This window comes from Micromonospora sp. AP08 (assembly GCF_008085935.1).
GTDB lineage: Bacteria > Actinomycetota > Actinomycetes > Mycobacteriales > Micromonosporaceae > Micromonospora > Micromonospora chersina.
The window spans coordinates 179,815-202,308 of record NZ_VSEZ01000008.1 but is presented as its reverse complement, the minus strand read 5'-3'; the positions used below and the strand labels follow the sequence as shown (position 1 = coordinate 202,308).

Here is a 22,494-nt window from a genome sequence, read left to right as displayed (position 1 = left end):
TCCTCTCATCGGGGGTTCACTCGACGGTCGGCGACGCCGGCCGTCGCACCTCGGCGCGCTCGCGCCCGAGGGGGTCTTCAGGGGCAGCGGACGACCTGACCGGCGTAGGTCAGGCCGCCGCCGAAGCCGAACAGCAGCACCGGGGCGCCCGCGGGCACCTCGCGCCGCTCGACCAGCTTCGACAGGGCCAGCGGCACGCTCGCCGCCGAGGTGTTGCCGGACTCGACGATGTCCTTGGCGATGATCGCGTTCGGGATGTTGAGCCGCTTGGCGATGCCGTCGATGATCCGGGCGTTGGCCTGGTGCGGCACGAACGCGGCCAGCTCCGACGGGTCCACCCCGGCCTTCTCGCAGGCCTGGAGCGCGAGCGGGGCCAGGGCCGTGGTGGCCCAGCGGAAGACCGCCTGCCCCTCCTGCGCGATGTACGGCCGCCAGCCCTCGATCCGGACCGCGTCGCTCTTCTCCGGCACCGAACCCCACACCACCGGGCCCACCCCGGCCGGCTCACCCTCGGCGGCCGCGGTCACCACGGCCGCGCCGGCGCCGTCGCCGAAGATGATGCAGGTCGAGCGGTCGGTCCAGTCGGTGAAGTCGGAGAGCTTCTCCGCGCCGATGACGATCGCGTTGCGCGCCGCCCCGGCCCGGATGGCGTGGTCCACGGTGCCGAGGGCGTACGCGAAGCCCGAGCAGGCGGTGTTGATGTCGTACGCGCCCGGCGCGCTGATGCCCAGCTTGGCCGCGACCCGGCAGGCCACGTTGGGGCTGCGGTCCACCGAGGTGCAGGTGGCCACCACGACGAGGTCGATGTCGGCGGCCGTGAGGCCGGAGTTGGCCAGCGCCTTGCCGGCCGCGGCGGCAGCCATGTCGGCGACCGTCTCGTCCCCGGCGATCCGCCGGGTGACGATGCCGACCCGGTCCCGGATCCACTCGTCGTTGGTGTCGACCATCTGGGCGAGGTCGTCGTTCGTGACCACGCGGGAGGGCTGGTAGTGCCCCATCGCGACGATCCGGCTGCCGGGCATCAGTTGTTACCTTCCGTTCCCCGCCCGCCGTGGCGGGCGATCAGGTCCCGCGCCGCGGGCAGGTCGTCGGGGGTGTTCAGGGTGACGATCTCCGGCGCGCCCTCGCCCTTGAGTTCGCGCTTGACCAGGCCGGCCAGGGTGCCGGCCGGGGGCAGTTCGATCACGCCGGTGACGCCGAGGTCGGCCAGCGTGCGCATGCACAGGTCCCAGCGGACCGGGGCGGTGACCTGGCGGACCAGCCGCCGCACCAGCTCCCGGCCGTCGGCGACCGCGCCGCCGTCCAGGTTGGAGAGCAGGGTCCGGGCCGGGTCGGCCGGGGTGATGTCGGCGGCCACCTCGGCCAGCGCGGCCTCGGCCGGGGCCATGTACGGCGTGTGGAAGGCGCCGGCCACCTTCAGCATGATCACCCGGGCCCGGGCCGGCGGCTCGGCGGCCAGCTTCTCCAGGCCGGTCACCGCGCCGGCGGCGACGATCTGGCCGGCGCCGTTGCGGTTGGCCGGGTGCAGCCCGTGCGCCGCCAGGGCGGCGAGCACCTCGTCGGGGTCGCCGCCGAGCACGGCGGCCATCCCGGTCGGCTCCAGCGCGCAGGCGGCGGCCATCTCCCGGCCGCGTACGCCGGCGAGGGTCACGGCCGCCTCGGCGGGGAGGACCCCGGCCAGGGCCGCGGCGCCCAGCTCGCCGACGCTGTGGCCGGCGACCACCGCGACGTCGCCCATGGGCAGGTGCTCGCCGGCGAGCAGCGTGGCCGCGACCAGCAGCGGCTGGGTGCGGGCGGTGTCCTTGATCTCGTCCGCGTCGGCCTCGGTGCCGAGGTGGAGCAGGTCGACCCCGGCCAGCGCCGACCACGAGCGCAGGCGCTCCGCCGCACCGGGCAGGTCGAGCCAGGGGGTCAGGAAACCGGGCTTCTGGGAACCCTGTCCGGGTGAGAGTACGGCGAGCACGTCTACGACTCTGACGGATACTCGCGGGTCGCGCTGTAACGCACGGCACCAAACCGCACTAGAAGCTTTGGAGGATACCTACAAAGATCGGCGCCGATCATCCCCTGTCTGCGGCGTTTTGTTGACACCTGGGACGGATGTCTGGCTCGGGACCGGTGCGACACCCGGGACCACCGGGTCGAGCCGGCCCACCGTCAGGGCCACCTGAAGGGTGAACGCGTCGCGGGGCGTGAGCGGGGAGAAGCCGGCCACCTCCGCCACCCGCTTCAGCCGGTAACGCACCGTGTTCGGGTGCACGAAGAGTGCCCGCGCCGCGCTCTCCAGCGTGCCGCCGGCCGCGAAGAACGCGTCCAGTGTCTCCAGCAGCTCGCCGCCGGCCCGGGCCAGGGGCGCGTACACGTCGTGGCGCAGCCGCCGGCGGGCCTCGGCGTCCCCCGCCAGGGCCCGCTCGGGCAGCAGGTCGGCGGCGGAGACCGGGCGGGGCGCGGTCGGCCAGGCCGGCGCGGCCCGGAAGCCGGCCAGCGCGGCGCGCGCCGAGTCGGTCGCCTCGTCGAGGCTGGGCACGGCCGGGCCGACCACGACGGGGCCCTTTCCGAACGCGGTGAGCAGCTTCTCCGTCGCCGCCACCGGGTCGGCCGCCCCGCCCAGCACGATGACCAGCCGGTCGCCGTGCACGCCGCCGATCACCTCGACCCCGATCCGGCGGGCCTGCCGGTAGACGGTGTGCAGCACGGCCGCCACCTCCCCGCCGGGGGAACGGCCCACCGCCACGGCCACCGGCGGCGCGTCCGACCAGCCCAGCGCCGCCGCCCGGCTGGCCAGCACGTCCGGCGAGTCCCCGCGCAGCAGCGCGTCGACCAGCAGCGCCTGCAACCGGGCGTCCCAGGAGCCGCGGGTCTCGGCGGCGCGGGCGTAGACCCGGGCGGCGGCGAAGGCGATCTCCCGGGAGAAGCGCAGCACCGCCTCCCGCAGCAGCTGCTCCTCGCCCTTCACGGCGAGGTGGGACACCTGCTCCTCGACCACCTCGATGGTCACCTTGATCAGCGCCACGGTCTGCTGAAGGGTGATCGAGCGCGCGAGGGCCTGCGGCGCGGCGGCGAAGACCTCGTCCGACACCTCCTGGGTGCTGTCGGTCGCGCCGCCGCCCTGGTGCAGCCACTGCACCAGCGACCGGACACCCGCCTGGGCGACCACCATGACCCAGGAGCGCTGGTCGGCCGGCAGCTCCCGGAACCAGGGCAGCGTCTCGTCCATCCGCGCCACGCTGGCCGTGGACAGCGCGCCCGCCGCCCGCTCGATACGGCGCAGCGTCGCCGACAGTTCGGTCCCGCCCGGTTCGCTCACGGCGTACCCTCGGCTCGCGACTGCGGGGCTCGCAACCCCGGCTCACTCCTCGCGCTCACGGCGTCCCCTCGGCTCGCGACTGCGGGGCTCGCGACCCCGGCTCACTCCTCGCGCTCACGGCACCAGCCTGACACGCCCTGACCAGCGACTCCACTTCGAGGCCCGCCTGCCGGACGGGCGACGGCGGCCGGCGGCGACAATGATCTCCCGTGACCGACACCCCGCGCGCCCTCGCCGACCTCGCCCGCGACATCGACGCCACCTGCCGCCTCACCGGGCGCTTCCTGCTCCGCTCCGGCCGGACCGCGGACGAGTACTTCGACAAGTACCGGTTCGAGGCCGACCCGGTGCTGTTGGACCGGGTCGCCGCCGGCCTGGCCGGGCTGGTCCCGCCCGGCATCGAGGTGCTGGCCGGTCTGGAGATGGGCGGCATTCCGGTGGTCACCGCGCTGGCCCGGCACGTCGGGTTGCCCTGCGCGTTCGTCCGCAAGGCCGCCAAGGCGTACGGGACCGCCCGGCTGGCGGAGGGCGCGGACGTCGCCGGGCGGCGAATCCTGGTGGTCGAGGACGTGGTGACCTCGGGCGGCCAGGTGGTGATCTCCACGGGCCAGCTCCGCGAGCTGGGCGCGACCGTCGAGCACGCGCTGTGCGTGATCGACCGGGGCGAGGGCGGCGCGGAGGCCCTCGCCGGCCACGGCATCGCGCTGCGCGCCCTGCTGACCCGCGCCGACCTGGACGCCGCCCGCCGACCCTGACGTCAGCGGCGTGGCGGCAGCCCCCGCACGCCGACGCCGGCGAGGGACCGGGTCAGCGGCTTGCCGTCGGTGTGCAGCAGGCACAGCACCGACGTCTCCCCGGCGGCCAGGTCGTCGTCGGTCGGCGGCAGGGGTAGCGGCAGCAGCCGGCGGCGCACCTCCCCGTCGTCGGCGAGGCCGACGTACCGGGCGATGACGCCGTAGCAGCCGTTCATCATCTCCTCGGACAGGATCTCCTCGCCGTACGGCACGTCGTCGGCCCGCCAGATCCCGGCGAACTCGGTCCGGTGCGGGCCCGTGCAGGAGGCCGGGGGCAGCGACTTCAGCTCGCGGTACTCGTCGAGTTCGGCGTTGTAGCAGCCGTGCCGGAGCGGGGAGGACGGGGAGCCCAGCGCGCCCTTGAGGCTGTTGGCCCGGGGGGACGGCTCGTAGAGGTCGAGGGCCACGATCTCCACCAGGTCACAGCGGTACCACCGCTCGGCCGCCGCCCAGCCCTCGGTGGTGGGCAGCACCAGCCGCAGCGACAGCCGCCCGACCGGCCAGTCGTCGCCGAGGAACTCCCGCGCCGCAGTGGCGCACGAGTAGTAGGCCCGCAGCGCCGCGTCCGAACCCGTCGCGGGCGGGTCGTCGGACTCGGCGTCGGGCCCGGCGAAGCGGCTCACCAGGAACGTCTCGGCCTCGTGCCGCTCCATGCAGTCGACCGGCCGGTACGCCTCCCCGCTGGCGTTGTCGCCCGGAGCCTGATGGCAGACCCCGGCCTGCGGCATGAACCCGGAGGCGGTTTCGCTGGTCAGCAGGCCGCACCCGGCCACCGGACCCGTGGCGAGCGCCAGGAGGAGCGCGACGACCTTCCGGAGACCCATCCCCACCCCTTCCGCGCCGGAACCGGGCGGAAGCGTACGACAGGCGCGGGCCGATGCGCGGCCCCCTCCGGACGATCTCCACGGGTACGCGCTGACGAGCCCGTCGGGCCCGGCCAGTACGGTGTCAGAGCACGTCGGGGTGACGACCGCCCGACGGGCGATGGCGAGCGTGAGGAGACCGGGATGGCGCACGGGGAGGCCGAGCACGGCTGCGCCCAGGGCGAGCCCTGCCGGCCGGGCCACCACGACCAGCAGGCGTCCGCGAAGCACCCGCGCCGGACGGGCCTGACCCATGCGGCCGAGCCGGCCGCCGGCTGGCCGCCCGAGCGCGCGGACGACGAGCCGCCCGTGCCCCGCCAGCGGGCCGCGGAGCCGGCGACCCCCGCCGCGCCCGAGCCGGAGCCGGCGCAGGGCTGCCGCAGCGACCTGCCCGGGTGGGCGGGCGCCCACCGGCACGGCGCGGTCCGTCCGCGCAGCCGTGCGGTGCGCCGGGAGCGACCGCCGCGCCGCTGGTGCTGACCCCGCGGTCGCCGTCCGGCGACTAGCGTGGGCCGGGTGAAGGCGATCGCGATCGACGCGTACGGCGGGGCCGACCAACTCACCCTGCGCGAGTTGCCCAGCCCGCCGGTGGGGCCGGACACGGTCCTGGTCCGGGTGCGGACCGCCGGGGTGAACCCGGTCGACGGGAAGATCCGCGAGGGGCACCTGGCCGCCCTGATGCCGAGCCACTTCCCGCTGGTGCCCGGCTGGGACGCCGCCGGGGTGGTCGAGGCGGTCGGGCCGGCGGTGGCCGGGTTCGCCGTCGGTGACGAGGTGATCGGCTACGTCCGGCGCGACGACGTGCAGCACGGCACGTACGCGGAGCTGGTCCCGGCCCCGGAACGGTGCCTGGCGGACAAGCCGGTGCAGGCGTCCTGGGCCGAGGCGGGCGGGCTGCCGCTGGCCGGGCTCACCGCCTACCAGGCGTTGCAGCTGGCCCGCACCGGCGCGGGCGACACGGTGCTGGTGCACGGCGCGTCGGGCGGGGTGGGGCACCTGGCGGTGCAGCTGGCCCGGGCGCTCGGCGCCGGCCGGGTGATCGGCACGGCGAGCGAGGCCAACCACGACTTCGTCCGGTCGCTGGGGGCGGAGCCGGTCAGCTACGGCGACGGCCTGCTGGACCGGGTCCGCGCCGTCGCGCCCGACGGGGTGGACGTGGCGCTGGACCTGTTCGGCGGCGACGCGCTGGACGTCTCCGCCGAACTGCTCGCCCGGCCGGCGCGGCTCGTCTCGACGGCCGACCCGGAGCACGTCACCCGGCTCGGCGGCAGCTACGTCTTCGTGAAGCCGTCGACGGCCGACCTGAGCGTGCTGGCCGGGCTGGTCGACGCCGACCGGCTCACCGTGCACGTGGCCCGGACGTTCCCGCTGGCCGAGGCGGCCGAGGCGCAGCGCCTGGTGGCGGCGGGACACGTCCGGGGCAAGGTGGTGCTGGAGGTCTGAGCCGGGAGGGCTCAGTGGGTGCGGCGGCGCACCAGCAGCGCGATGCCGGCGAGCCCGGCGGTGATGACGACGATCACCCCGACGTTGAGCAGCAGCAGCCGCTGGAGTTCGCCGAGCGCCTCGTCGATGTCCTGCACCGGGTCGAGGGCTTCCTCCGGGATGACCCGCTCGCCGCCGCCGATGCCGCCGCTGATCGTGTCGAACTGCCGATCCAGCGGCACTCCGACGGTGCGCAGCGTCTCGGACATGTTGAGCCGGCCGAAGAACCAGCCGGCCCGGGTCCTGCTCAGGTCGGGCTGTTTGGCCGGCCGGTAGACCCGGGGGCCGCCCTTGGCGAGCGGGTAGAGGTCGTAGGTCTTCGTCGGCGAGCCCGCGTAGAGCACCACGACGGTGTACTTGGGGCCGAGGTCCTTGGCCGCCGGGCCGCGCTGCTGGCCGCTGGCGCCCAGCCACTTGATCTGGTCGACGACCATGTTCACCTCGGCGGGCCGGGTGTCGGCGCGCAGTTGCAGCGGCTGGTCGAGCCGGTGGCCGGTGATGTCCACACCGGCCGGTGCGAGTTTGGGCTTGGGCGCTGCCTGCGCCGCGGTGGTGCCGGCGAGGGCCAGCGAGCACGCGGTCGCCACCACCACCCCGGCCACGGCGGCCAGCAGCCGCTTCACCTTACGGACCATCGCCGCCTCCTCGCCCCGTTCGATGGGTGGCTTCCGCTGCAGATCGCGCTGGATCGGCCGACGGTGGCCGCCGGGCGCGGGCCGGCGTCCACCTTCAAAGACTCCGCAGGATGTCGCTGGGTTGCAGCTGCTGGGAGAGTATTTGGAACTATTTGCGATCTGCGACCGACCAACAGAGCGGCCGATGATCGGCGGCCGGATCGTACCCGGATGGAGGGGTTCATGGGGGGCAGCGTCGCCCGCGTGGCGCGTGGTGTGTTGGTGCTCGGGTTGGCGGCCGGGGTGCCGGTGCTGCTGCCGGCCACGCCGGCGGCCGCGCACAACTCGCTGACCGGCAGCGATCCGACGAACGGGGCGCGGGTGGCGACCGCGCCGAAGCGGATCGAGCTCCGGTTCCTCGCCTCGCCGGCGCCCGCCACGACGAAGATCACAGTCACCGGGCCGGACAACGTGCCCGCCGCGGGCGGCGCGCCGACCTTCGCCGGCAACCGGGTGAGCGTGCCGTTCACCCCGGGCGCGGCGGGCCTCTACATCGTGGCGTACCGGATCGGCTCGGCCGACGGCCACCCGGTCAGCGGGGAGGTCCGCTTCACCCTGACCACCGGCACGGCCGCCGCCCCGCCGTCGACCACCGCTGCCCCGACCACCGCCGCCCCGACCAGCGCCGCGCCGGGCACGCCCACGGCCGCGCCGGCGACCTCGGCGGCGAGCCCGACGCCCGCGGCGGACGAGGCGGACGACGACGGGGGTACGGGGTGGCTGTGGGCCGTGGGCGCCGCCGTGGTGCTCGTCGCGCTGGGCGCGGGCCTGCTGCTGCGCCGTCGGTCCGCCCGCGGCTGACTCCGCGTACGCGAAAGGGGCCCGCCGGACGACCGGCGGGCCCCTTCCGATGCGGGGTCAGAACAGGCGCACCCGGGCGGCCCGCAGCCGGGTCAGGGTGCGGTCGCGGCCGAGCACCTCCAGCGACTCGAACAGCGGCAGCCCGACGGTGCGGCCGGTGACCGCGACCCGGACCGGGGCCTGCGCCTTGCCCAGCTTCAGGCCGCGCTCCGCGCCGACCGCCTCCAGCGTGGACTTCAGCGACTCGGCGTCCCAGGACTCCAGCGCCTCGAACGCGGCGATCGCCGCGTCCAGCAGGTCGGCCGCGCCCTCCTTCATGGCCTTGGCCCAGGCCCCCTCGTCGATGAGCGGGTCGGCCAGGAAGAGGAAGTCGACGTTCGGCACGATCTCGCTGAGCACCGCGATCCGGGTCTGCGCGAGCGGCGCCACGGCGGCGAACGCGGCGGCGTCGAACTCGGCCGGCTGCCAGGGCGGCGGGGCGATCGTGTCGGTGCCGGTCAGCCAGGGCTGGCAGGCGGCGAGGAACTCCTCGACCGGCAGCGCCCGGATGTAGTCGCCGTTGAACGCGCGCAGCTTCTTCTCGTCGAAGAACGCGGGGGAGAGGTTCACCTCCTCCAGCCGGAACTCCTCCTCGATGACCGACCAGGGCACGATCTCCCGGTCGCCGGAGGGCGCCCAGCCGAGCAGCATGAGGTAGTTGCGCATCGCCTCGGCGAGGTAGCCCTCGTCGCGGTACGCCTCCAGGGCGACCTTGTCCCGCCGCTTGGACAGCTTCTGCCGCTTCTCGTTGACCACCACGGGCACGTGCGCCCAGATCGGCGGCTTGACCCCGAGCGCGTCCCAGAGCAGTTGCTGCTTGGGCGTGTTGGGCAGGTGCTCCTCGGCCCGGATCACGTGGGTGATCCCCATGGTCATGTCGTCGACGACGTTGGCCAGCAGGAAGACGGGCGAGCCGTCGCCGCGGGCGATGACGAAGTCCTCGATCAGCTTGTTCTCGAAGGTCGGCTCGCCGCGGATGAGGTCGACCACCACGGTCTCGCCCTCGTCTGGGGTGCGGAACCGCAGTGCCCGGCCCTCGCCGGGGCCGAGGCCCTTGTCGCGGTGGTAACCGTCGTAGCCCTGGTACTGGGAGCCGGTGCGTGCCTGCACGTCCTCGCGGGTGCAGTCGCAGTAGTACGCGCGGCCGCCCTCGTAGAGCCGCTGGGCGGCGGCCCGGTGCTCACCCGCGTACGAGGACTGGAAGTACGGGCCCTCGTAGCTGCCCCGGGCGATGCCGATCCAGTCCAGCGCGGAGAGGATGCCCTCGGTCCATTCGGGCTTGTTGCGGGCCGCGTCGGTGTCCTCGATGCGGAGCACGAACACCCCGCCCTGCTGCTTGGCGTAGATCCAGTTCTGCAGGGCCGAGCGGGCGCCGCCGACGTGGAACATTCCGGTCGGGGAGGGGGCGAAGCGTACACGTACCGTCACGTCCCCCAGCCTACGGCGGCCCGCGACCGCATTCCGGCAGGGGGCTGGTTCAGGGCACCGCCCTGATCTTCAGGACGAGGACGCTGCCGACCAGGGTGACCGCCGCGGTGACCGCGTACAGGGTGGGGTAGCCGCCCAGGTGGACCACGATCGGGGCGGAGAGCGCCGGGCCGAGCACCTGCGGCGCCGAGTTGGCGATGTTGATCACGCCGAGGTCCTTGGCGCGGTCGGTGGCGGCGGGCAGCACCTGGGTGATGAGCGCGGCGTCCACGGCCAGGTAGACCCCGTAGCCGGCGCCGAGCAGCAGCGCGGCGACGATCGCCATGGGCCAGGTCGGGGCCACGGCGAGCAGCACCGCCGCCACCGCCATGATCAGCCCGGAGACGATAACGAAGACCTTGCGCCGGCCCGAGCGGTCGGAGAGGCGTCCGGCCACCACGGCGGTGAGCATCATGCCGAGCGTGTAGAGCAGGATCAGCACCAGCAGGGCGCCCTCGGGGTCGGCCACCCGCACCCCGTCGGTGAGGAAGTAGAGCAGGTAGAGCGTGCCCAGCGCATTGCCGGTCTGCACCAGGAAGCGGGTGAACCACGCCCAGGCGAAGTCGGGGTGCCGGCGCGGGCTGATCCACATCGAGGCGAGCAGCGACCGCGCCCGCAGCGGCGACCGGTGCTCCCGGGGCAGCGGGTCGTCCTGGGTGAGCAGCGCGAACGGCAGCGACAGCAGCACCACCGCGAGCGCGATGGCGGCGTAGCCGGCGGCGTTGCCGGTGACCACGGCGGTGACCAGCACCGCGCCGACCACCAGGCCGAGCGCCTGCGGGATGCCCACCCAGCCGGAGACGCCGCCGCGCTGCGCCACCGGCACCCGGTCCGGGATGGCGGCGGTGAGGCTGGCCAGCATGGCGTTGAAGCAGACCTGGGCGGCGACCCACGCGACCGCCACCCCGGCGATGCTGTCCTGCCGGGCCAGGACCACGAGGGCGAACGCGCCGACCACCGCCCCGCACGCGGTCCAGACGTGCCGGCGGCCGAAGTGCCGGTTGGCCAGCCGCAGCGAGGTACGGTCCGACAACGCGCCCGCGAGGGGGTTGGCCAGCACCGCGGCGAGCGCGCCGAGGCCGGTGACCACCGCCAGCATGGCCTCCTTGTCGCCCGGCGCGATGCGTTCCACCTGCTGCGGCAGCAGCACCTGGATCGGGGTGAAGAAGGCCATCCAGACGCCCAGGTTGGCCGCGAAGATCAGCGCGATCCAGTTCCGGCGTACCGGCACGGTCGGCTCGGCGAGCGCCGCCGGCAGCGAGGCCGGCGTGGGGTTGACGGTGGTCATCGCCGGACCAGGTCCCGGAACCAGGCGTACGAGGACTTCGGGGTGCGCCGCTGGGTGGCGTAGTCGACGTGCACGAGGCCGAACCGCTTGGTGAAGCCCTCGGCCCACTCCCAGTTGTCCAGCAGCGACCAGACGAAGTACCCGGTCACCGGCACCCCGGCGGCCATCGCCTCGCGCACCGCCCGCAGGTGCCCGTCCAGGTACGCGATCCGGTCCGGGTCGGGCACCCTGCCGTCGGCGTCCGGCTCGTCCTCGTACGCGCAGCCGCTCTCGGTGATCTGGATGGTCGGCAGCGCGTCGCCGTACCGGTTGTGGAGTTGGAGCAGCAGCTCGCGCAGCCCGTCCGGGGCCACCGGCCAGTCGAAGGCGGTACGCGGGTAGCCGTCCAGCGGCACGATCTCGAACGGCAGCGGCGAGTCCTCCTCGGCGGGCGCCCGGATGCCGGTCGGGTTGTAGTAGTTCACCCCGAGCACGTCGATGGGCGCGGCGATCACGTCGAGGTCGCCGGCGCGGATCACGCCCGGCTCGAAGCCCGCCTCCTCCGGGTAGCCGCGCCCGAGCAGCGGGTCGGTGAAGAGCCGGTTGTGCAGCGCGTCGTACGCCGCCCCGGCGGCCCGGTCGGCGTCGGTCTCCCCGGCCAGCCGCACCGGGGAGTAGTTGTTGGCGATGGCCACCGGCGCGGTGCCGCGGGCGCGCAGCGCGGAGACCGCGAGGCCGTGCCCGAGGAGCTGGTGGTGGGCCACCGGGAAGGCGTCGAAGAGCAGCATCCGGCCGGGGGCGTGCACGCCCATCCCGTGCCCGAGGCTCATGTGGACGAACGGTTCGTTGAGGGTGATCCAGAGCTTCACCCGGTCGCCGAGGCGGGCGGCGACCAGGTCGGCGTACTCGGCGAAGCGGTCGGCGGTGTCCCGGTTCAGCCAGCCGCCGGCGTCCTCCAGGGCCTGCGGCAGGTCCCAGTGGAAGAGGGTGGCGACCGGGTCCACGCCGGCGGCGAGCAGGGCGTCCACCAGCCGGTCGTAGAAGTCCAGCCCGGCCGGGTTGGCCGGCCCCGCGCCGGTGGGTTGCACGCGGGGCCAGGCGATGGAGAACCGGTACGCGGACACCCCGAGCCCCGCCAGCAGCCCGACGTCCTCGGCGTAGCGGTGGTAGTGGTCGCACGCCTCGTCGCCGGTGCTGCCGTCCACGATCCGGCCGGGGGAGTGGGCGAAGGTGTCCCAGATGGACGGCCCGCGGCCGTCGGCGGTGACCGCCCCCTCGATCTGGTAGGCGGAGGTGGACACCCCCCACCGGAAGCCGGCGGGGAACTCGGGCATCGGCGCGCTCGTCATTCGCCCTCCCAGAAACGCGAAGCGTGCTCGCGACTCTAGGGCCCGGGCGGCCGCCGCGCCATAGGCCCGAAACCGCAGGTAGGCAAGGGTTTTCGGCGTGTCTTTTCCGAAGCCGTCCACTTAAGTCCGATTTACACATAGAGTGCCGAATATCGCGGATGTGTTTTAAGTGGGGGAAAGATAGACATGATCCTCGTGGAACGCAGTGCGCACGTGGTGGCGCCGGTGGAAGCGGTCTGGGACGTCGTGCAGCGAGCCGAGCAGTTGCCGGCCTGGCTGGCGGGTGTCCGCGCGGCCGAGGTCCTCTCCGGGGAGGGCTTCGGGCGGCGACAACTGGTCCAGGCCGGGCGCGGCGCGGCACACGAGGCCGAGGTCATCGCCTACCAGGAACCGACCCTGATCGGGTGGCGCGAACGGGCCAGGGGCGCCGGGGCCCGGGCCGAGGCGCGCACCGAGATCTACGTACAGCTGACCCCGGACGAGGAGGAGGGCGGGACGGTCGTGCGGCTCATCGTCGTGCGGTGGCCCGCCGGGCCCGTCAAGGCCGCTCTGCTCCGGCTCGGCCTGCGCCGGGTCGGCGCCGATCTGGAGGACTCGCTGGCCCGGCTCACCGACCTGGCCGCCGTCGGCTGACCGAGCCTGTCCCGGCGCCACCCGCGACGACGATGGTCCGGCGTCCCCGCCAGGGACGCCGGACCATCGTCGCCTCCGCGCGGCGCTCAGCCCGCCCGCAGTTCGGCGATGGTCTCCCGGAGCCAGGACCGCTCGGCCCGGCTGATCTCCCTGGCCATCACCAGCATCCCGCGCCGGAACGGATCGGCCTGCTCGGCGGCCCGCTGCGGCCGGTCGCCGGTGGCGAAGAAGCTCGCCGGCTGGTCGAGGAAGGCCAGCCGGCGTTCGAGCACCGCCGCCTGCGCGGCCGGGTCGGCGAGCTGGCCCAGGAACGCGAGCAGGGTGAAGAAGCGGTTCTGGTCGGTGACGTCCAACTCCGCCGGATCGCGCAGCCGCCGCCGCAACTCCTCCCGCCCCGCGGCGGTGAGCGAGAGGGTGTGCCGCGGCGCCGCCGCCGCGCCGGGCTCCCGCTGCCGGTCGACCAGCCCGGCCCGCTCCAACCGGTTGATCGCCGGGTAGAGGCTGCCGTCGCTCACCGGCCGGGCGTACCCGGCGAGGCGCGTGATGCGGCTCTTCAGCTCGTACCCGTGCAGCGGTTCCTCGCCGAGGAACCCCAGGATCGCCAACTCCAGCACCCCCGCATTCTGCCTTGCCCGCCGCCCGGATACCTCGATACGGTGTACCTCGTTTCGAGGTACAGGAGAATCGCATGCGCGTCACGGGACACGGCGGGACCGGGCTCAACGTGGTCGACTTCGGGGGCGACGGCCCCGGCATCCTGCTGCTGCACGGCCTCACCGGCCGGGCCGCCAACTGGACGGCCACCGCCCGCTGGCTCACCCGCCACGGCCGGGTGGTGGGCTACGACGCCCGCGGCCACGGCCACAGCGACAAGCCCGACGGCCCGTACGACCGCGCGGCGTACGTCGGCGACGCCATCGCGGTGATCGAGGCGCTCGGCCTCGGCCCGGCCCTGGTGGTCGGCCACTCGATGGGCGGCCTCACCGCCTGGCAGCTCGCCGGCGCCCGGCCGGACCTGGTCCGCGGCGTGGTGATCGCCGACATGAACCCGGTGACCCCGCCCGACCTGATCGACCGCTGGCGCCGGTGGCTGGCCGACTGGCCGGTGCCCTTCCCCACCCTGGCCGATGTGCGTGACTACTTCGGCCACGCTCGGCGCACCGAGGGGGAGTCCTTCGTGGAGGTGATGGCCGGCGGCCCGGACGGCTGGCGCCCGCTGGCCCGCCCCGCGCACGTGCTGGCCTCCCTGGCGCACTGGGCGGGCCGCGACCACCGGCCGGAACTCGGCGCGGTCCGGTGCCCGGCGCTCGTGGTGGCCGGGGCGGAGAGCGACCAGCCGGTCGACCGCCAGCGGGAGATGGCCGCGCTGCTGCCCGACGGCCGGTTCGCGCTGGTCCCCGACGCCGGGCACGTTCTGCACTACGACAACCCGGCCGGCTGGCGCGCCGCCGTCGAGCCCTTCGTCACCGCCCTGACCCCGGCCCGCGCGTCGGCGTGAGCGCCGGCAGAAGACGGCGAAGGGGCCCGGCGCGCGAAGCGCCGGGCCCCTGTCGTACCGGACGGGTCAGCTGTCGCCGCCGGTCTCCCCGACCGGAGCGGCGTTGACGTCGTCCAGGGCGTACTTCTTGGCGGCCTCGGCCGGCACGTGGGCCGGCACCGCGCCGCGCAGGGCGAGCTGGCGCAGCGTCGCGACGGCCACCGACTCGGCGTCCACGTGGAAGTGGCGGCGCAGGGCGTGCCGGGTGTCCGACATGCCGAAGCCGTCGGTGCCGAGCGAGGTGTAGTCGCCGGGCACCCAGCGGGCGATCAGGTCCGGCACCGCGCGCATCCAGTCGCTGACCGCGACCTTCGGCCCGTCGGCGTCGGCCAGCTTCCGCTGGACGTACGGCACCCGCTGCTCGCCGCCCGGGTTGAGCAGGTTGTGCTCCTCGCACTCCACCGCGTCCCGGCGCAGCTCGGACCAGGAGGTCACCGACCAGACGTCGGCGGCCACGCCCCAGTCCTCGGCGAGCAGCTGCTGGGCCTTGAGGGCCCACTGCATGCCGGTGCCGGAGGCCAGGATGTTCGCCTTCGGCGCGTCCCCGTCGACCTGCGGCGCCGGCGAGTAGCGGTAGATGCCCTTGAGGATGCCCTCGACGTCCACGCCCTGCGGCTCGGCCGGCTGGAAGATCGGCTCGTTGTAGACGGTGAGGTAGTAGAAGATGTTCTCCTGCCCCTCGCCGTACATCCGGTGCAGGCCGTTCTCCATGATGTGCGCGATCTCGAACGCGAACGCCGGGTCGTAGGCGACCACCGCCGGGTTCGTGGCGGCGATCAGCAGCGAGTGGCCGTCCTCGTGCTGGAGGCCCTCACCGTTGAGCGTGGTCCGGCCGGCGGTCGCGCCGAGCAGGAAGCCCCGCGCCATCTGGTCGGCCGCCGCCCACAGCCCGTCGGCGGTCCGCTGGAACCCGAACATCGAGTAGAAGATGTACATCGGGATCATCGGCTCGTCGTGCGTGGCGTACGAGCTGCCGGCCGCGGTGAACGACGCGACCGAGCCGGCCTCGTTGATGCCCTCGTGCAGGATCTGGCCCGTGGTGGCCTCCTTGTAGGACAGGAACAGCTCCCGGTCCACCGAGGTGTACCGCTGGCCGTGCGGCGAGTAGATCTTCGCCGTCGGGAAGAGCGAGTCCATGCCGAAGGTGCGGGCCTCGTCCGGGATGATCGGCACCCAGCGCTTGCCGAACTCCTTGTCCTTCATCACGTCCTTGAGCAGGCGGACGAAGGCCATGGTGGTGGCGACCTTCTGCTTGCCCGAGCCGCGCTTGACGTCGGCGAACCGCTCCGGGCCCGGGATCTGCAGCGTCTTGTGCTCGGTGCGCCGGGACGGCAGGTAACCGCCGAGCTGCTTGCGCCGCTCGTGCAGGTACTCCATCTCGTCGGACTTCTCGTCCGGGCGGTAGTACGGCGGGAGGTAGGGGTTCTCCTCCAGCTGCTTGTCCGGGATGTCCAGGTAGAGCCGGTCGCGGAAGAGCTTCAGGTCCTCCAGCGTCAGCTTCTTCATCTGGTGGGTGGCGTTGCGGGCCTCGAAGTGCGAGCCCAGCGTCCAACCCTTGATGGTCTTGGCCAGGATCACCGTCGGCTGGCCGGTGTGCTCCATGGCCGCCTTGTAGGCCGCGTAGAGCTTCCGGTAGTCGTGGCCACCCCGCTTGAGGTTCCAGATCTCGTCGTCGCTCAGGTGCTCGACCATCTTGCGGGTGCGCGGGTCGCGCCCGAAGAAGTGCTCCCGCACGTACGCCCCGGACTCCGCCTTGTAGGTCTGGTAGTCACCGTCGGGCGTGGTGTTCATGAGGTTGACCAGGGCGCCGTCGGTGTCCGCCGCGAGCAGCGGGTCCCACTCCCGGCCCCAGACCACCTTGATGACGTTCCAGCCGGCGCCCCGGAAGAACGCCTCCAGCTCCTGCATGACCTTGCCGTTGCCCCGCACCGGGCCGTCCAGCCGCTGCAGGTTGCAGTTGATCACGAAGGTGAGGTTGTCCAGCTCCTCGCGGGCGGCCACGCCGATCGCGCCGAGCGACTCCACCTCGTCCATCTCGCCGTCGCCGAGGAACGCCCAGACGTGCTGCTGGGAGGTGTCCTTGATGCCGCGGTGGTGCAGGTAGCGGTTGAACCGCGCCTGGTAGACCGCGTTGATCGGCCCGAGGCCCATCGACACGGTCGGGAACTCCCAGAAGTCCGGCATGAGCCGCGGGTGCGGGTACGACGGGAGGCCGCCGCCCGGGTGCGACAGCTCCTGCCGGAAGCCGTCGAGCTGGTCGGCGCTGAGCCGCCCCTCCAGGAACGCCCGCGCGTACATGCCGGGGGAGGCGTGGCCCTGGTAGAAGATGTGGTCGCCGCCGCCGGGGTGGTCCTTGCCCCGGAAGAAGTGGTTGAAGCCCACCTCGTAGAGGGACGCCGAGCTGGCGAAGGTGGAGATGTGGCCGCCCACGCCGATCTCGGGCCGCTGCGCCCGGTGCACCAGCATGGCGGCGTTCCACCGGATGTAGGCCCGGAGCCGCCGCTCGATGTGCTCGTCACCCGGGAACCAGGGCTCGCGCTCCGGCGTGATGGTGTTGATGTAGTCGGTGGTGGTCAGGGATGGCACCCCGACCTGGCGCTCGCGGGCCCGCTCCAGCAGGCGCAGCATGACGTAGCGGGCGCGCTTGGTTCCGCGCTCGTCGATGACACCGTCAAGCGACTCGACCCATTCGCTGGTTTCGTCAGGGTCGATGTCCGGAAGCTGGCTCGGCAGACCAGCGGTGATCACCGGGCGCTTGCGTTCCGTAGCCACAGGCGTTCCCTCGGTTCTGTGTGGGATAGGTCTCTAGCGCCATCCTGCCCCCTGGTGGCGCTCGTCGTCACGTCTCCCTCCCCCAGACGCGACGCTGAACACAGGTACTCACCAGTAACTTTGCGTGTTCCCGGCGGCGCGGGACCGGCGCCGGCCGGGCCGGGTCGGCTACCGTGCCGCCATGCGGCGACGACCGGTTCTGGTGGGCGGCGCGCTGGTGGCCGTCGGCGTGCTGATCGTGGCGGTCTGCGTCGTGCTCCTGGTCCGCGAGATCGCCCGCACCCCGGAATGGGGTCCGGAGCCGGTGTTCGGCGTCGGGGGCGGTGTGCTGCTGGTGATCGCCGGCGTGGGCCTCGTCCGCGACCGGCGGCGGTTCCCGCCCGGCTACCGGGCGGACGAGGACTCCGGCGTCCCGTTCCCGTACACCCCACCCGGCCCGGAGACCGGCGACAACCAGATGCCGTCGTACGGCGGCGGGGACTCCGGCGGCGGCGGTTCCTGAGCGGAGGCGATCCTGGTGGACCGGGGCTAGCCTGCCATTGTGTGGCGTCGATCGGTGCTTGCGGGATGGGCGGCGATGGCCGCCGGCGTGGCCTTCCTGGTGCTGGCCGTCGTCTTCGGCGTCCGCGCCGGCGACCGGTGGCTCGATGCCGTGCCGACGTGGCTGGGGACCGCCGCCCTGGGCGTGCTGCTGGTCCTCGCCGGGCTGGGGTTCCTGCGTGACCTGCGCCGGGACCGCGCCGGTCGCCGGCGGGTCGTCGCGGCCGGCGTCGTCCCGCACGTGCCCAACCCCTCGCAGGACATCGGCTGGTCCGGCTCGGGCTCGTCGTCCGATTGCGGGCCGACGGGTGGCGAGGCCGGCGGCGGGGGTGGGGACTGTGGCGGCGGCGGGGGCGGTTTCTGAGCGGTTGCGGCAGAATGCGCCCTATGCGTAGTGAGGTGATCACCGTCCAGACCGGGTCGCGGCCGACCGTCCGGGACATCACCAGCGAGGCCGAGCGGTTCGTCGCCGGGCAGGGGGACGGCCTGCTGCACGTCTTCGTGCCACACGCCACCGCCGGGCTGGCGATCATCGAGACCGGCTCCGGCTCGGACGACGACCTGCTGCGGGCGCTCGACGACCTGCTCCCCGCCGACGACCGCTGGCGGCACCGGCACGGCTCGCCCGGGCACGGCCGGGACCACGTGCTGCCGGCCTTCGTCCCCCCGTACGCCACCCTGCCGGTGCTCGGCGGGCGGATCCAGCTCGGCACCTGGCAGTCGATCTGCCTGGTCGACACCAACGGCGACAACCCGAGCCGGCAGGTCCGCTTCTCCTTCCTGCCCGGCTGAACGTCGCGCCGGCTCAGCCCAGCAGCCGGCGCAGCCGGCCCGGGGTGTCGCCCAGCTGGGCCCGGACCGTGCGGGTCAGGTGGGCCTGGTCGGCGAAGCCCAGCTCGGCGGCGAGGCCCGCCAGGCTCTCCGCGCCCGCTTCCTCGGGTACGAGGCCCGGCGCGCCCGCCGCGACGCGGCCCCGCTGCTGGACGTGGCGGTGCTGCGCCACCCCGGGGTGCCGGCCGCGCTGCTCGCCTGCTGCGTGGTGATGGGCTGCTACGCCGGCTTCCTGTTCGTGCTCACCCTGCGGCTCCAGGACGGGCTGGGCTTCACGGCGCTGGCGGCGGGACCGGCCTTCCTCCCGTACGCCTCGGGTTTCGCCCTGTGCGGCCTGGTGGTGGCACGGCTGCCGGAGCGGGCCCGGGCGGTGCTGCCGGTCGCCGGCCCGCCGGTGCTGGCGGCGGTCGTGGTGGCGCTGGCCGGGCTCGCCGCGGCGGGCTGGCCGTGGCCGGCGGGCAATGTGCTGCTGGTGGCCGGCGGGGCGGCGCACGCGGCGGCGTTCAGCCCGCTGGTCACCCGCCTCACCGCCGTCGTGCCGGCCGGTGCCGCCGCCGCGCTCTCCGCGGCCGTCTCCACCGGCACCCTGCTCGCCGCCGTGCTGGGGGTGACCCTGGTCGGCGGCCTGCACCTCGCCCTGGGCGCGGCCGGCCGGCACGGCCCGGCGCTCACCCTGCCCCCGGCGCTGCTGACCGCCGGCCTGCTGCTGGCCGGCGCCGTCGCGGCCCGGCGGGCCACCCGCCCGGCGCCCGACACCCGACCGGTCCCGAGCGGTCCCGAGGTCGTCGGGTCGCCGCCGTGACCAGGGCCGCACGTAGCATGGGAGACATGGCGCAGTCCACCGTCCCCACCGCCGGCTCCGACGCGGGCGACCGCTCCGGCCTGGCCGGGGACGCGGCGCGCCGGATCATGCACATCGCCTCGGCCATGCGGCACTACCAGGACGAGGAGATCGCCGCCCTGGGCCTCACCCCGGCGGCCGCCCGCGCCCTGCACGAGCTGGACCCCGACCGCCCGCTGCCGGCCCGCGACCTCGCCGAGCAGTTGCGCTGCGACCGCTCCAACGTCACGGCGCTGGTCGACAAGCTGGAGCAGGCCGGGCTGGTGGAACGGCGGGTCGATCCGGCCGACCGGCGGCAGAAGACGCTGGTGGTGACGGCGGAGGGCCGGCGGGTCCGGGAACGGGTCCGGCTGGTGATGTCCGACTCCCGACTGCTCGGCGGGCTCACCACCGAAGAGCTGGCCACCCTGCGCGAGCTGGTCTGGAAGGTCTCCGACGGCGGTTGCCCGGAGCAGTGCGGGGAGTCCTGAACCCGGCCGGGCGGAACGTGTCCGACTGGGCGAGGTGGGCTCCGGTCGGTAATGCTGTCCGACGTGAGCACCCCGCAAGATCTCGACGACCGGTTCCGGGCGGCCCTCACCGCGCTCGGCGCCCCCGCTCAGCGGCGCGACCTCGGTGAACCGCTGCCCGGTGGCGCGCCGCTGACCGGGGCGCAGGCGCTGGCCCTGTTCGACGCCCAGCTGACCAGCCGGCTGCTCGACCTCGCCGGGCGTTGGCTGCGCAGCTTCGGCGAGGGGTACTACACGATCGGCTCCGCCGGCCACGAGGGCAACGCCGCGGTGGCCGCCGCGCTGCGGCCGACCGATCCCGCCCTGCTGCACTACCGCTCCGGGGCCTTCTACTGCCTGCGCGCCGCCCAGGCGGCGGGCGCCTTCCCGGCCGGCCCGGAGGCCCCGGACGACGCCGGTCCGGCCGCCCTGATCCCCGACCCGCGCACCCCCGGCGACGACGGCGCGGAGGCGGAGCGCGCCCTCGACGCCGGTGTGCCGGACCCCGAGGCGGTCACCGAGACCCGGGCCGACAACCCCGACGCTGATCCGTCCGCCCCCGGCGTTCCCCGGGCCGAGCCCAGTGCTGATCCGTCCGACCCCGGCGCGGGCCCATCCGATGCCGGGCCGGGTGCGGACGTGGAGATCGGGTCCGGCGGCGCGACGTCGACGGGACGACCGCCGGTCGACGACGGCGGGGTGCCGGGCGGCTCTGTCCAGGCCGGTGCCGAGGCCGAGGCGGCGAGCCTGCCGGCCGGCGTCGGTGTGGCCGTGGACGCCGCCGGGTCGGCGACGGCCGGCGTACCCGAACTGCCGTTGCCCGACCCCGACGACGCCTACGCGGCCGCGGCGCGCGACGTGTTGCGCGGGATGGTGGCCTCCGCGGAGGAGCCGATCGCCGGGGGCCGGCACAAGGTCTTCGGCCGGGCCGACCTCGCCGTCATCCCGACCACCTCCACCATCGCGTCGCACCTGCCCCGGGCGGTCGGCATGGGCCTCGCCCTGGAACGGCTGCGCCGTAACGGCCGGCGGGCCGACGGCGACGCGGCGCCCTGGCCGCCGGACGCCATCGTGGTCTGCTCGTTCGGCGACGCCTCGGTCAACCACGCCACCGCCACGGCGGCGTTCAACACCGCCGGCTGGTACGACCACACCGGGCTGCGCATCCCGGTCCTCTTCGTCTGCGAGGACAACGGGCTGGGCATCAGCGTGCGGTCACCGCAGGGCTGGGTGGCCGCGACCCTGCGGGCGAAGCCGGGAATCCGCTACTTCGCCGCCGACGGCACGGACGTGGCCGAGGCGTACCGGGTGGCGGGGGAGGCGGCGGCCTGGGTACGCCGGCACCGGCGGCCGGCCGTGCTGCACCTCCGCACCGTGCGGCTGATGGGCCACGCCGGCGCGGACGCGGAGACCGCGTACCGGAGCCCGGCCGAGATCGCCGCGGACGTGGCGCGGGACCCCCTGCTGGCCACGGCCCGGCGGCTGGTCGAAGCCGGCTACGCCACCGGCGAGGAACTGCTGGCCCGGTACGACGAGCGCGGCTGGCAGATCCGCCGGCTCGCCGAGGAGGTGCTGGACGAGCCGAAGCTGGCCTCCCCGGTCGACGTGGTGGCCGAACTGGCCCCGCGCCGGCCGGTCCGCATCTCCCGGGCGGTCGCCGACGCGGGGACGCGGGCGGCGGGCCCGGCCGCCGGTGCCCGTGCGGAGGCGTTCGGCGGCAAGCTGCCGGAACTGGCCGGGCCGCTCACGCTGGCGCAGAGCATCAACGCGGCGTTGGCCGACGGGATGCTCGACCACGCCGGGATGGCCGTCTTCGGCGAGGACGTGGCCGCCAAGGGCGGGGTGTACGGGGTGACCAAGGGCCTGCGGGACAGGTTCGGGGCGGCACGGGTCTTCGACACGCTGCTGGACGAGACCTCGATCCTCGGGCTCGCGCTGGGCGCGGGCGTGGCCGGGATGCTGCCGGTGCCGGAGATCCAGTACCTGGCGTACCTGCACAACGCCGAGGACCAGGTCCGGGGCGAGGCCGCGACCATGCGGTTCTTCTCGCGGGGGGCGTTCCGCAATCCCATGGTGGTCCGGGTGGCCGGGCTGGCGTACCAGGAGGGGTTCGGCGGGCACTTCCACAACGACAACTCGGTGGCCGTGCTCCGCGACGTGCCGGGGCTGGTCATCGCGGTGCCGGCCCGCCCGGACGACGCCGCGCCGATGCTGCGTACCTGCCTGGCCGCCGCCCAGGTGGACGGCGCGGTCAGCGTCTTCCTGGAGCCGATCGCGCTCTACCACACCCGGGACCTCTACACCGACGGCGACGGCGAGTGGCTCGCCGGGTACGCCGAGCCCGGCGCCTGGGCCGCCCGCCACGTGCCGATCGGCCGCGCCCGGGTGTACGGGGTCGGCTCCGCCGAGGACCTCACGATCATCACCTTCGGCAACGGCGTTCGGATGTCGCTGCGCGCGGCCGCCACGCTGGCCGACGAGGGGATCGGCAGCCGGGTGGTGGACCTGCGGTGGCTGGCCCCGCTGCCCGTGGCGGACATCATCCGGGAGGCCTCGGCCACCGGCCGGGTGCTGGTCGTCGACGAGACCCGCCGCTCCGGCGGGGTGGGTGAGGGGGTGATCGCCGCGCTGGTCGACGGCGGGTACGTGGGCACGGCGCGCCGGGTGGCCGGACTTGACTCGTTTGTACCATTAGGTCCGGCAGCGCGTCAGGTTCTGGTCTCCGAGGAAGCCATCACCCAGGGTGCCCGTACGCTGCTGGCACGGTAAATTCCGTTCCACCCGGTGCGCCACTTGCGCGGCGAGCCAC

General features: G+C 74.4%; 23 protein-coding genes. 12 read left to right on the top strand and 11 right to left on the bottom strand.

What is annotated here, in order from left to right; genetic code table 11:
* Window positions 1-77 precede the first annotated feature (77 nt).
* From FXF50_RS16210 to FXF50_RS16200, 3 genes are all read right to left on the bottom strand, one after another.
* Window positions 78-1,022, bottom strand: coding sequence for a beta-ketoacyl-ACP synthase III (locus tag FXF50_RS16210; RefSeq protein ID WP_148428647.1), 945 nt, complete (start codon window positions 1,020-1,022; stop codon window positions 78-80).
* The gene (locus FXF50_RS16205) at window positions 1,022-1,963 is read right to left on the bottom strand and encodes an ACP S-malonyltransferase (RefSeq protein ID WP_148428645.1); all 942 of its coding nucleotides are present in this window, start codon (window positions 1,961-1,963) and stop codon (window positions 1,022-1,024) included. Before FXF50_RS16205 ends, FXF50_RS16210 begins: the two co-directional genes overlap by 1 nt.
* A gap of 78 nt (window positions 1,964-2,041) precedes the next feature.
* Window positions 2,042-3,307 (bottom strand): CdaR family transcriptional regulator, encoded by a 1,266-nt coding sequence (locus FXF50_RS16200; RefSeq protein ID WP_148428643.1) that lies wholly within the window; start codon window positions 3,305-3,307, stop codon window positions 2,042-2,044.
* A gap of 209 nt (window positions 3,308-3,516) precedes the next feature.
* On the opposite strand from FXF50_RS16200, the gene FXF50_RS16195 reads away from it, so the two are divergent.
* The gene (locus FXF50_RS16195; protein ID WP_148428641.1) at window positions 3,517-4,062 is read left to right on the top strand and encodes an orotate phosphoribosyltransferase; all 546 of its coding nucleotides are present in this window, start codon (window positions 3,517-3,519) and stop codon (window positions 4,060-4,062) included.
* Between the two features lie 2 nt (window positions 4,063-4,064).
* Here FXF50_RS16195 and FXF50_RS16190 read toward each other — a convergent pair whose 3' ends face one another.
* Entirely contained in the window at window positions 4,065-4,925 is an 861-nt protein-coding gene (locus FXF50_RS16190; protein ID WP_148428639.1) for a septum formation family protein, read from the bottom strand.
* 183 nt (window positions 4,926-5,108) lie between these two features.
* Here FXF50_RS16190 and FXF50_RS16185 point away from each other — a divergent pair, with 183 nt between their 5' ends.
* Window positions 5,109-5,444: a hypothetical protein gene (locus FXF50_RS16185; protein WP_148428637.1), complete on the top strand. Its 336-nt coding sequence runs from the start codon at window positions 5,109-5,111 to the stop codon at window positions 5,442-5,444.
* 36 nt (window positions 5,445-5,480) lie between these two features.
* The gene (locus FXF50_RS16180) at window positions 5,481-6,407 is read left to right on the top strand and encodes an NADP-dependent oxidoreductase (RefSeq protein ID WP_148428635.1); all 927 of its coding nucleotides are present in this window, start codon (window positions 5,481-5,483) and stop codon (window positions 6,405-6,407) included.
* Between the two features lie 11 nt (window positions 6,408-6,418).
* Here FXF50_RS16180 and FXF50_RS16175 read toward each other — a convergent pair whose 3' ends face one another.
* Window positions 6,419-7,081 carry a hypothetical protein gene (locus FXF50_RS16175; protein WP_148428633.1) on the bottom strand — a complete coding sequence of 221 codons (663 nt, stop codon included), beginning with the start codon at window positions 7,079-7,081 and terminating at the stop codon, window positions 6,419-6,421.
* Between the two features lie 243 nt (window positions 7,082-7,324).
* On the opposite strand from FXF50_RS16175, the gene FXF50_RS16170 reads away from it, so the two are divergent.
* On the top strand, window positions 7,325-7,921 hold the full coding sequence (locus FXF50_RS16170; RefSeq protein WP_255510055.1) for a copper resistance CopC family protein: 597 nt from the start codon (window positions 7,325-7,327) through the stop codon (window positions 7,919-7,921).
* A 57-nt stretch (window positions 7,922-7,978) separates the two neighbouring features.
* Here the strand turns inward: FXF50_RS16170 and gltX are convergent, their stop codons facing one another.
* From gltX to FXF50_RS16155, 3 genes are read right to left on the bottom strand one after another with little or no spacing between them, the layout of a single operon-like run.
* Complete coding sequence (gene gltX / locus FXF50_RS16165; RefSeq protein ID WP_148428629.1) at window positions 7,979-9,388, bottom strand: glutamate--tRNA ligase; 1,410 nt, start codon at window positions 9,386-9,388, stop codon at window positions 7,979-7,981.
* 49 nt (window positions 9,389-9,437) lie between these two features.
* Window positions 9,438-10,715, bottom strand: a complete 1,278-nt coding sequence (locus FXF50_RS16160) for an MFS transporter (protein ID WP_148428627.1) — start codon at window positions 10,713-10,715, stop codon at window positions 9,438-9,440.
* The gene (locus FXF50_RS16155; protein ID WP_148428625.1) at window positions 10,712-12,043 is read right to left on the bottom strand and encodes a GH1 family beta-glucosidase; all 1,332 of its coding nucleotides are present in this window, start codon (window positions 12,041-12,043) and stop codon (window positions 10,712-10,714) included. Before FXF50_RS16155 ends, FXF50_RS16160 begins: the two co-directional genes overlap by 4 nt.
* Before the next feature lie 186 nt (window positions 12,044-12,229).
* Here FXF50_RS16155 and FXF50_RS16150 point away from each other — a divergent pair, with 186 nt between their 5' ends.
* Window positions 12,230-12,676: an SRPBCC family protein gene (locus FXF50_RS16150; RefSeq protein ID WP_091319671.1), complete on the top strand. Its 447-nt coding sequence runs from the start codon at window positions 12,230-12,232 to the stop codon at window positions 12,674-12,676.
* 86 nt (window positions 12,677-12,762) lie between these two features.
* On the opposite strand, the gene FXF50_RS16145 is transcribed toward FXF50_RS16150, so the two are convergent.
* On the bottom strand, window positions 12,763-13,290 hold the full coding sequence (locus FXF50_RS16145) for a PadR family transcriptional regulator (protein ID WP_148428623.1): 528 nt from the start codon (window positions 13,288-13,290) through the stop codon (window positions 12,763-12,765).
* A gap of 74 nt (window positions 13,291-13,364) precedes the next feature.
* On the opposite strand from FXF50_RS16145, the gene FXF50_RS16140 reads away from it, so the two are divergent.
* A complete protein-coding gene (locus tag FXF50_RS16140) occupies window positions 13,365-14,174 on the top strand; it encodes an alpha/beta fold hydrolase (protein ID WP_148428621.1) in 810 nt (269 codons plus the stop codon).
* A gap of 66 nt (window positions 14,175-14,240) precedes the next feature.
* On the opposite strand, the gene aceE is transcribed toward FXF50_RS16140, so the two are convergent.
* Window positions 14,241-16,985 (bottom strand): pyruvate dehydrogenase (acetyl-transferring), homodimeric type, encoded by a 2,745-nt coding sequence (gene aceE, locus FXF50_RS16135; protein ID WP_148428619.1) that lies wholly within the window; start codon window positions 16,983-16,985, stop codon window positions 14,241-14,243.
* A 181-nt stretch (window positions 16,986-17,166) separates the two neighbouring features.
* On the opposite strand from aceE, the gene FXF50_RS16130 reads away from it, so the two are divergent.
* The 3 genes from FXF50_RS16130 to FXF50_RS16120 are packed head-to-tail and all read left to right on the top strand — an operon-like array spanning window position 17,167 to window position 18,317.
* Entirely contained in the window at window positions 17,167-17,487 is a 321-nt protein-coding gene (locus FXF50_RS16130) for a hypothetical protein (protein WP_148428617.1), read from the top strand.
* A gap of 54 nt (window positions 17,488-17,541) precedes the next feature.
* Window positions 17,542-17,889 carry a hypothetical protein gene (locus FXF50_RS29565; RefSeq protein WP_222866066.1) on the top strand — a complete coding sequence of 116 codons (348 nt, stop codon included), beginning with the start codon at window positions 17,542-17,544 and terminating at the stop codon, window positions 17,887-17,889.
* 23 nt (window positions 17,890-17,912) lie between these two features.
* Window positions 17,913-18,317: a secondary thiamine-phosphate synthase enzyme YjbQ gene (locus FXF50_RS16120; RefSeq protein ID WP_187399697.1), complete on the top strand. Its 405-nt coding sequence runs from the start codon at window positions 17,913-17,915 to the stop codon at window positions 18,315-18,317.
* 13 nt (window positions 18,318-18,330) lie between these two features.
* On the opposite strand, the gene FXF50_RS29560 is transcribed toward FXF50_RS16120, so the two are convergent.
* Window positions 18,331-18,528 carry a helix-turn-helix domain-containing protein gene (locus tag FXF50_RS29560; protein WP_222866061.1) on the bottom strand — a complete coding sequence of 66 codons (198 nt, stop codon included), beginning with the start codon at window positions 18,526-18,528 and terminating at the stop codon, window positions 18,331-18,333.
* On the opposite strand from FXF50_RS29560, the gene FXF50_RS16110 reads away from it, so the two are divergent.
* From FXF50_RS16110 to FXF50_RS16100, 3 genes are read left to right on the top strand one after another with little or no spacing between them, the layout of a single operon-like run.
* Window positions 18,511-19,158, top strand: a complete 648-nt coding sequence (locus FXF50_RS16110; RefSeq protein WP_148428613.1) for an MFS transporter — start codon at window positions 18,511-18,513, stop codon at window positions 19,156-19,158. The two genes, FXF50_RS29560 and FXF50_RS16110, sit on opposite strands and share 18 nt — an antisense overlap.
* 26 nt (window positions 19,159-19,184) lie before the next feature.
* Window positions 19,185-19,667, top strand: coding sequence for a MarR family winged helix-turn-helix transcriptional regulator (locus FXF50_RS16105; protein WP_148428611.1), 483 nt, complete (start codon window positions 19,185-19,187; stop codon window positions 19,665-19,667).
* A gap of 51 nt (window positions 19,668-19,718) precedes the next feature.
* Window positions 19,719-22,454 carry a thiamine pyrophosphate-dependent enzyme gene (locus FXF50_RS16100; protein WP_148428609.1) on the top strand — a complete coding sequence of 912 codons (2,736 nt, stop codon included), beginning with the start codon at window positions 19,719-19,721 and terminating at the stop codon, window positions 22,452-22,454.
* The last annotated feature ends 40 nt before the right edge of the window (window positions 22,455-22,494 follow it).

Coding starts and splice junctions, on each gene's coding strand:
- FXF50_RS16185 (WP_148428637.1), top strand. CDS start 5,109: ATGGCGCACGGGGAGGCCGAGCACGGCTGCGCCCAGGGCGAGCCCTGC.
- FXF50_RS16120 (WP_187399697.1), top strand. CDS start 17,913: ATGCGTAGTGAGGTGATCACCGTCCAGACCGGGTCGCGGCCGACCGTC.
- FXF50_RS16130 (WP_148428617.1), top strand. CDS start 17,167: ATGCGGCGACGACCGGTTCTGGTGGGCGGCGCGCTGGTGGCCGTCGGC.
- FXF50_RS16160 (WP_148428627.1), bottom strand. CDS start 10,715: ATGACCACCGTCAACCCCACGCCGGCCTCGCTGCCGGCGGCGCTCGCC.
- FXF50_RS16105 (WP_148428611.1), top strand. CDS start 19,185: ATGGCGCAGTCCACCGTCCCCACCGCCGGCTCCGACGCGGGCGACCGC.
- FXF50_RS16175 (WP_148428633.1), bottom strand. CDS start 7,081: ATGGTCCGTAAGGTGAAGCGGCTGCTGGCCGCCGTGGCCGGGGTGGTG.
- FXF50_RS16155 (WP_148428625.1), bottom strand. CDS start 12,043: ATGACGAGCGCGCCGATGCCCGAGTTCCCCGCCGGCTTCCGGTGGGGG.
- FXF50_RS16210 (WP_148428647.1), bottom strand. CDS start 1,022: ATGCCCGGCAGCCGGATCGTCGCGATGGGGCACTACCAGCCCTCCCGC.
- FXF50_RS16100 (WP_148428609.1), top strand. CDS start 19,719: ATGCTGTCCGACGTGAGCACCCCGCAAGATCTCGACGACCGGTTCCGG.
- FXF50_RS16190 (WP_148428639.1), bottom strand. CDS start 4,925: ATGGGTCTCCGGAAGGTCGTCGCGCTCCTCCTGGCGCTCGCCACGGGT.
- FXF50_RS16150 (WP_091319671.1), top strand. CDS start 12,230: ATGATCCTCGTGGAACGCAGTGCGCACGTGGTGGCGCCGGTGGAAGCG.
- FXF50_RS16140 (WP_148428621.1), top strand. CDS start 13,365: ATGCGCGTCACGGGACACGGCGGGACCGGGCTCAACGTGGTCGACTTC.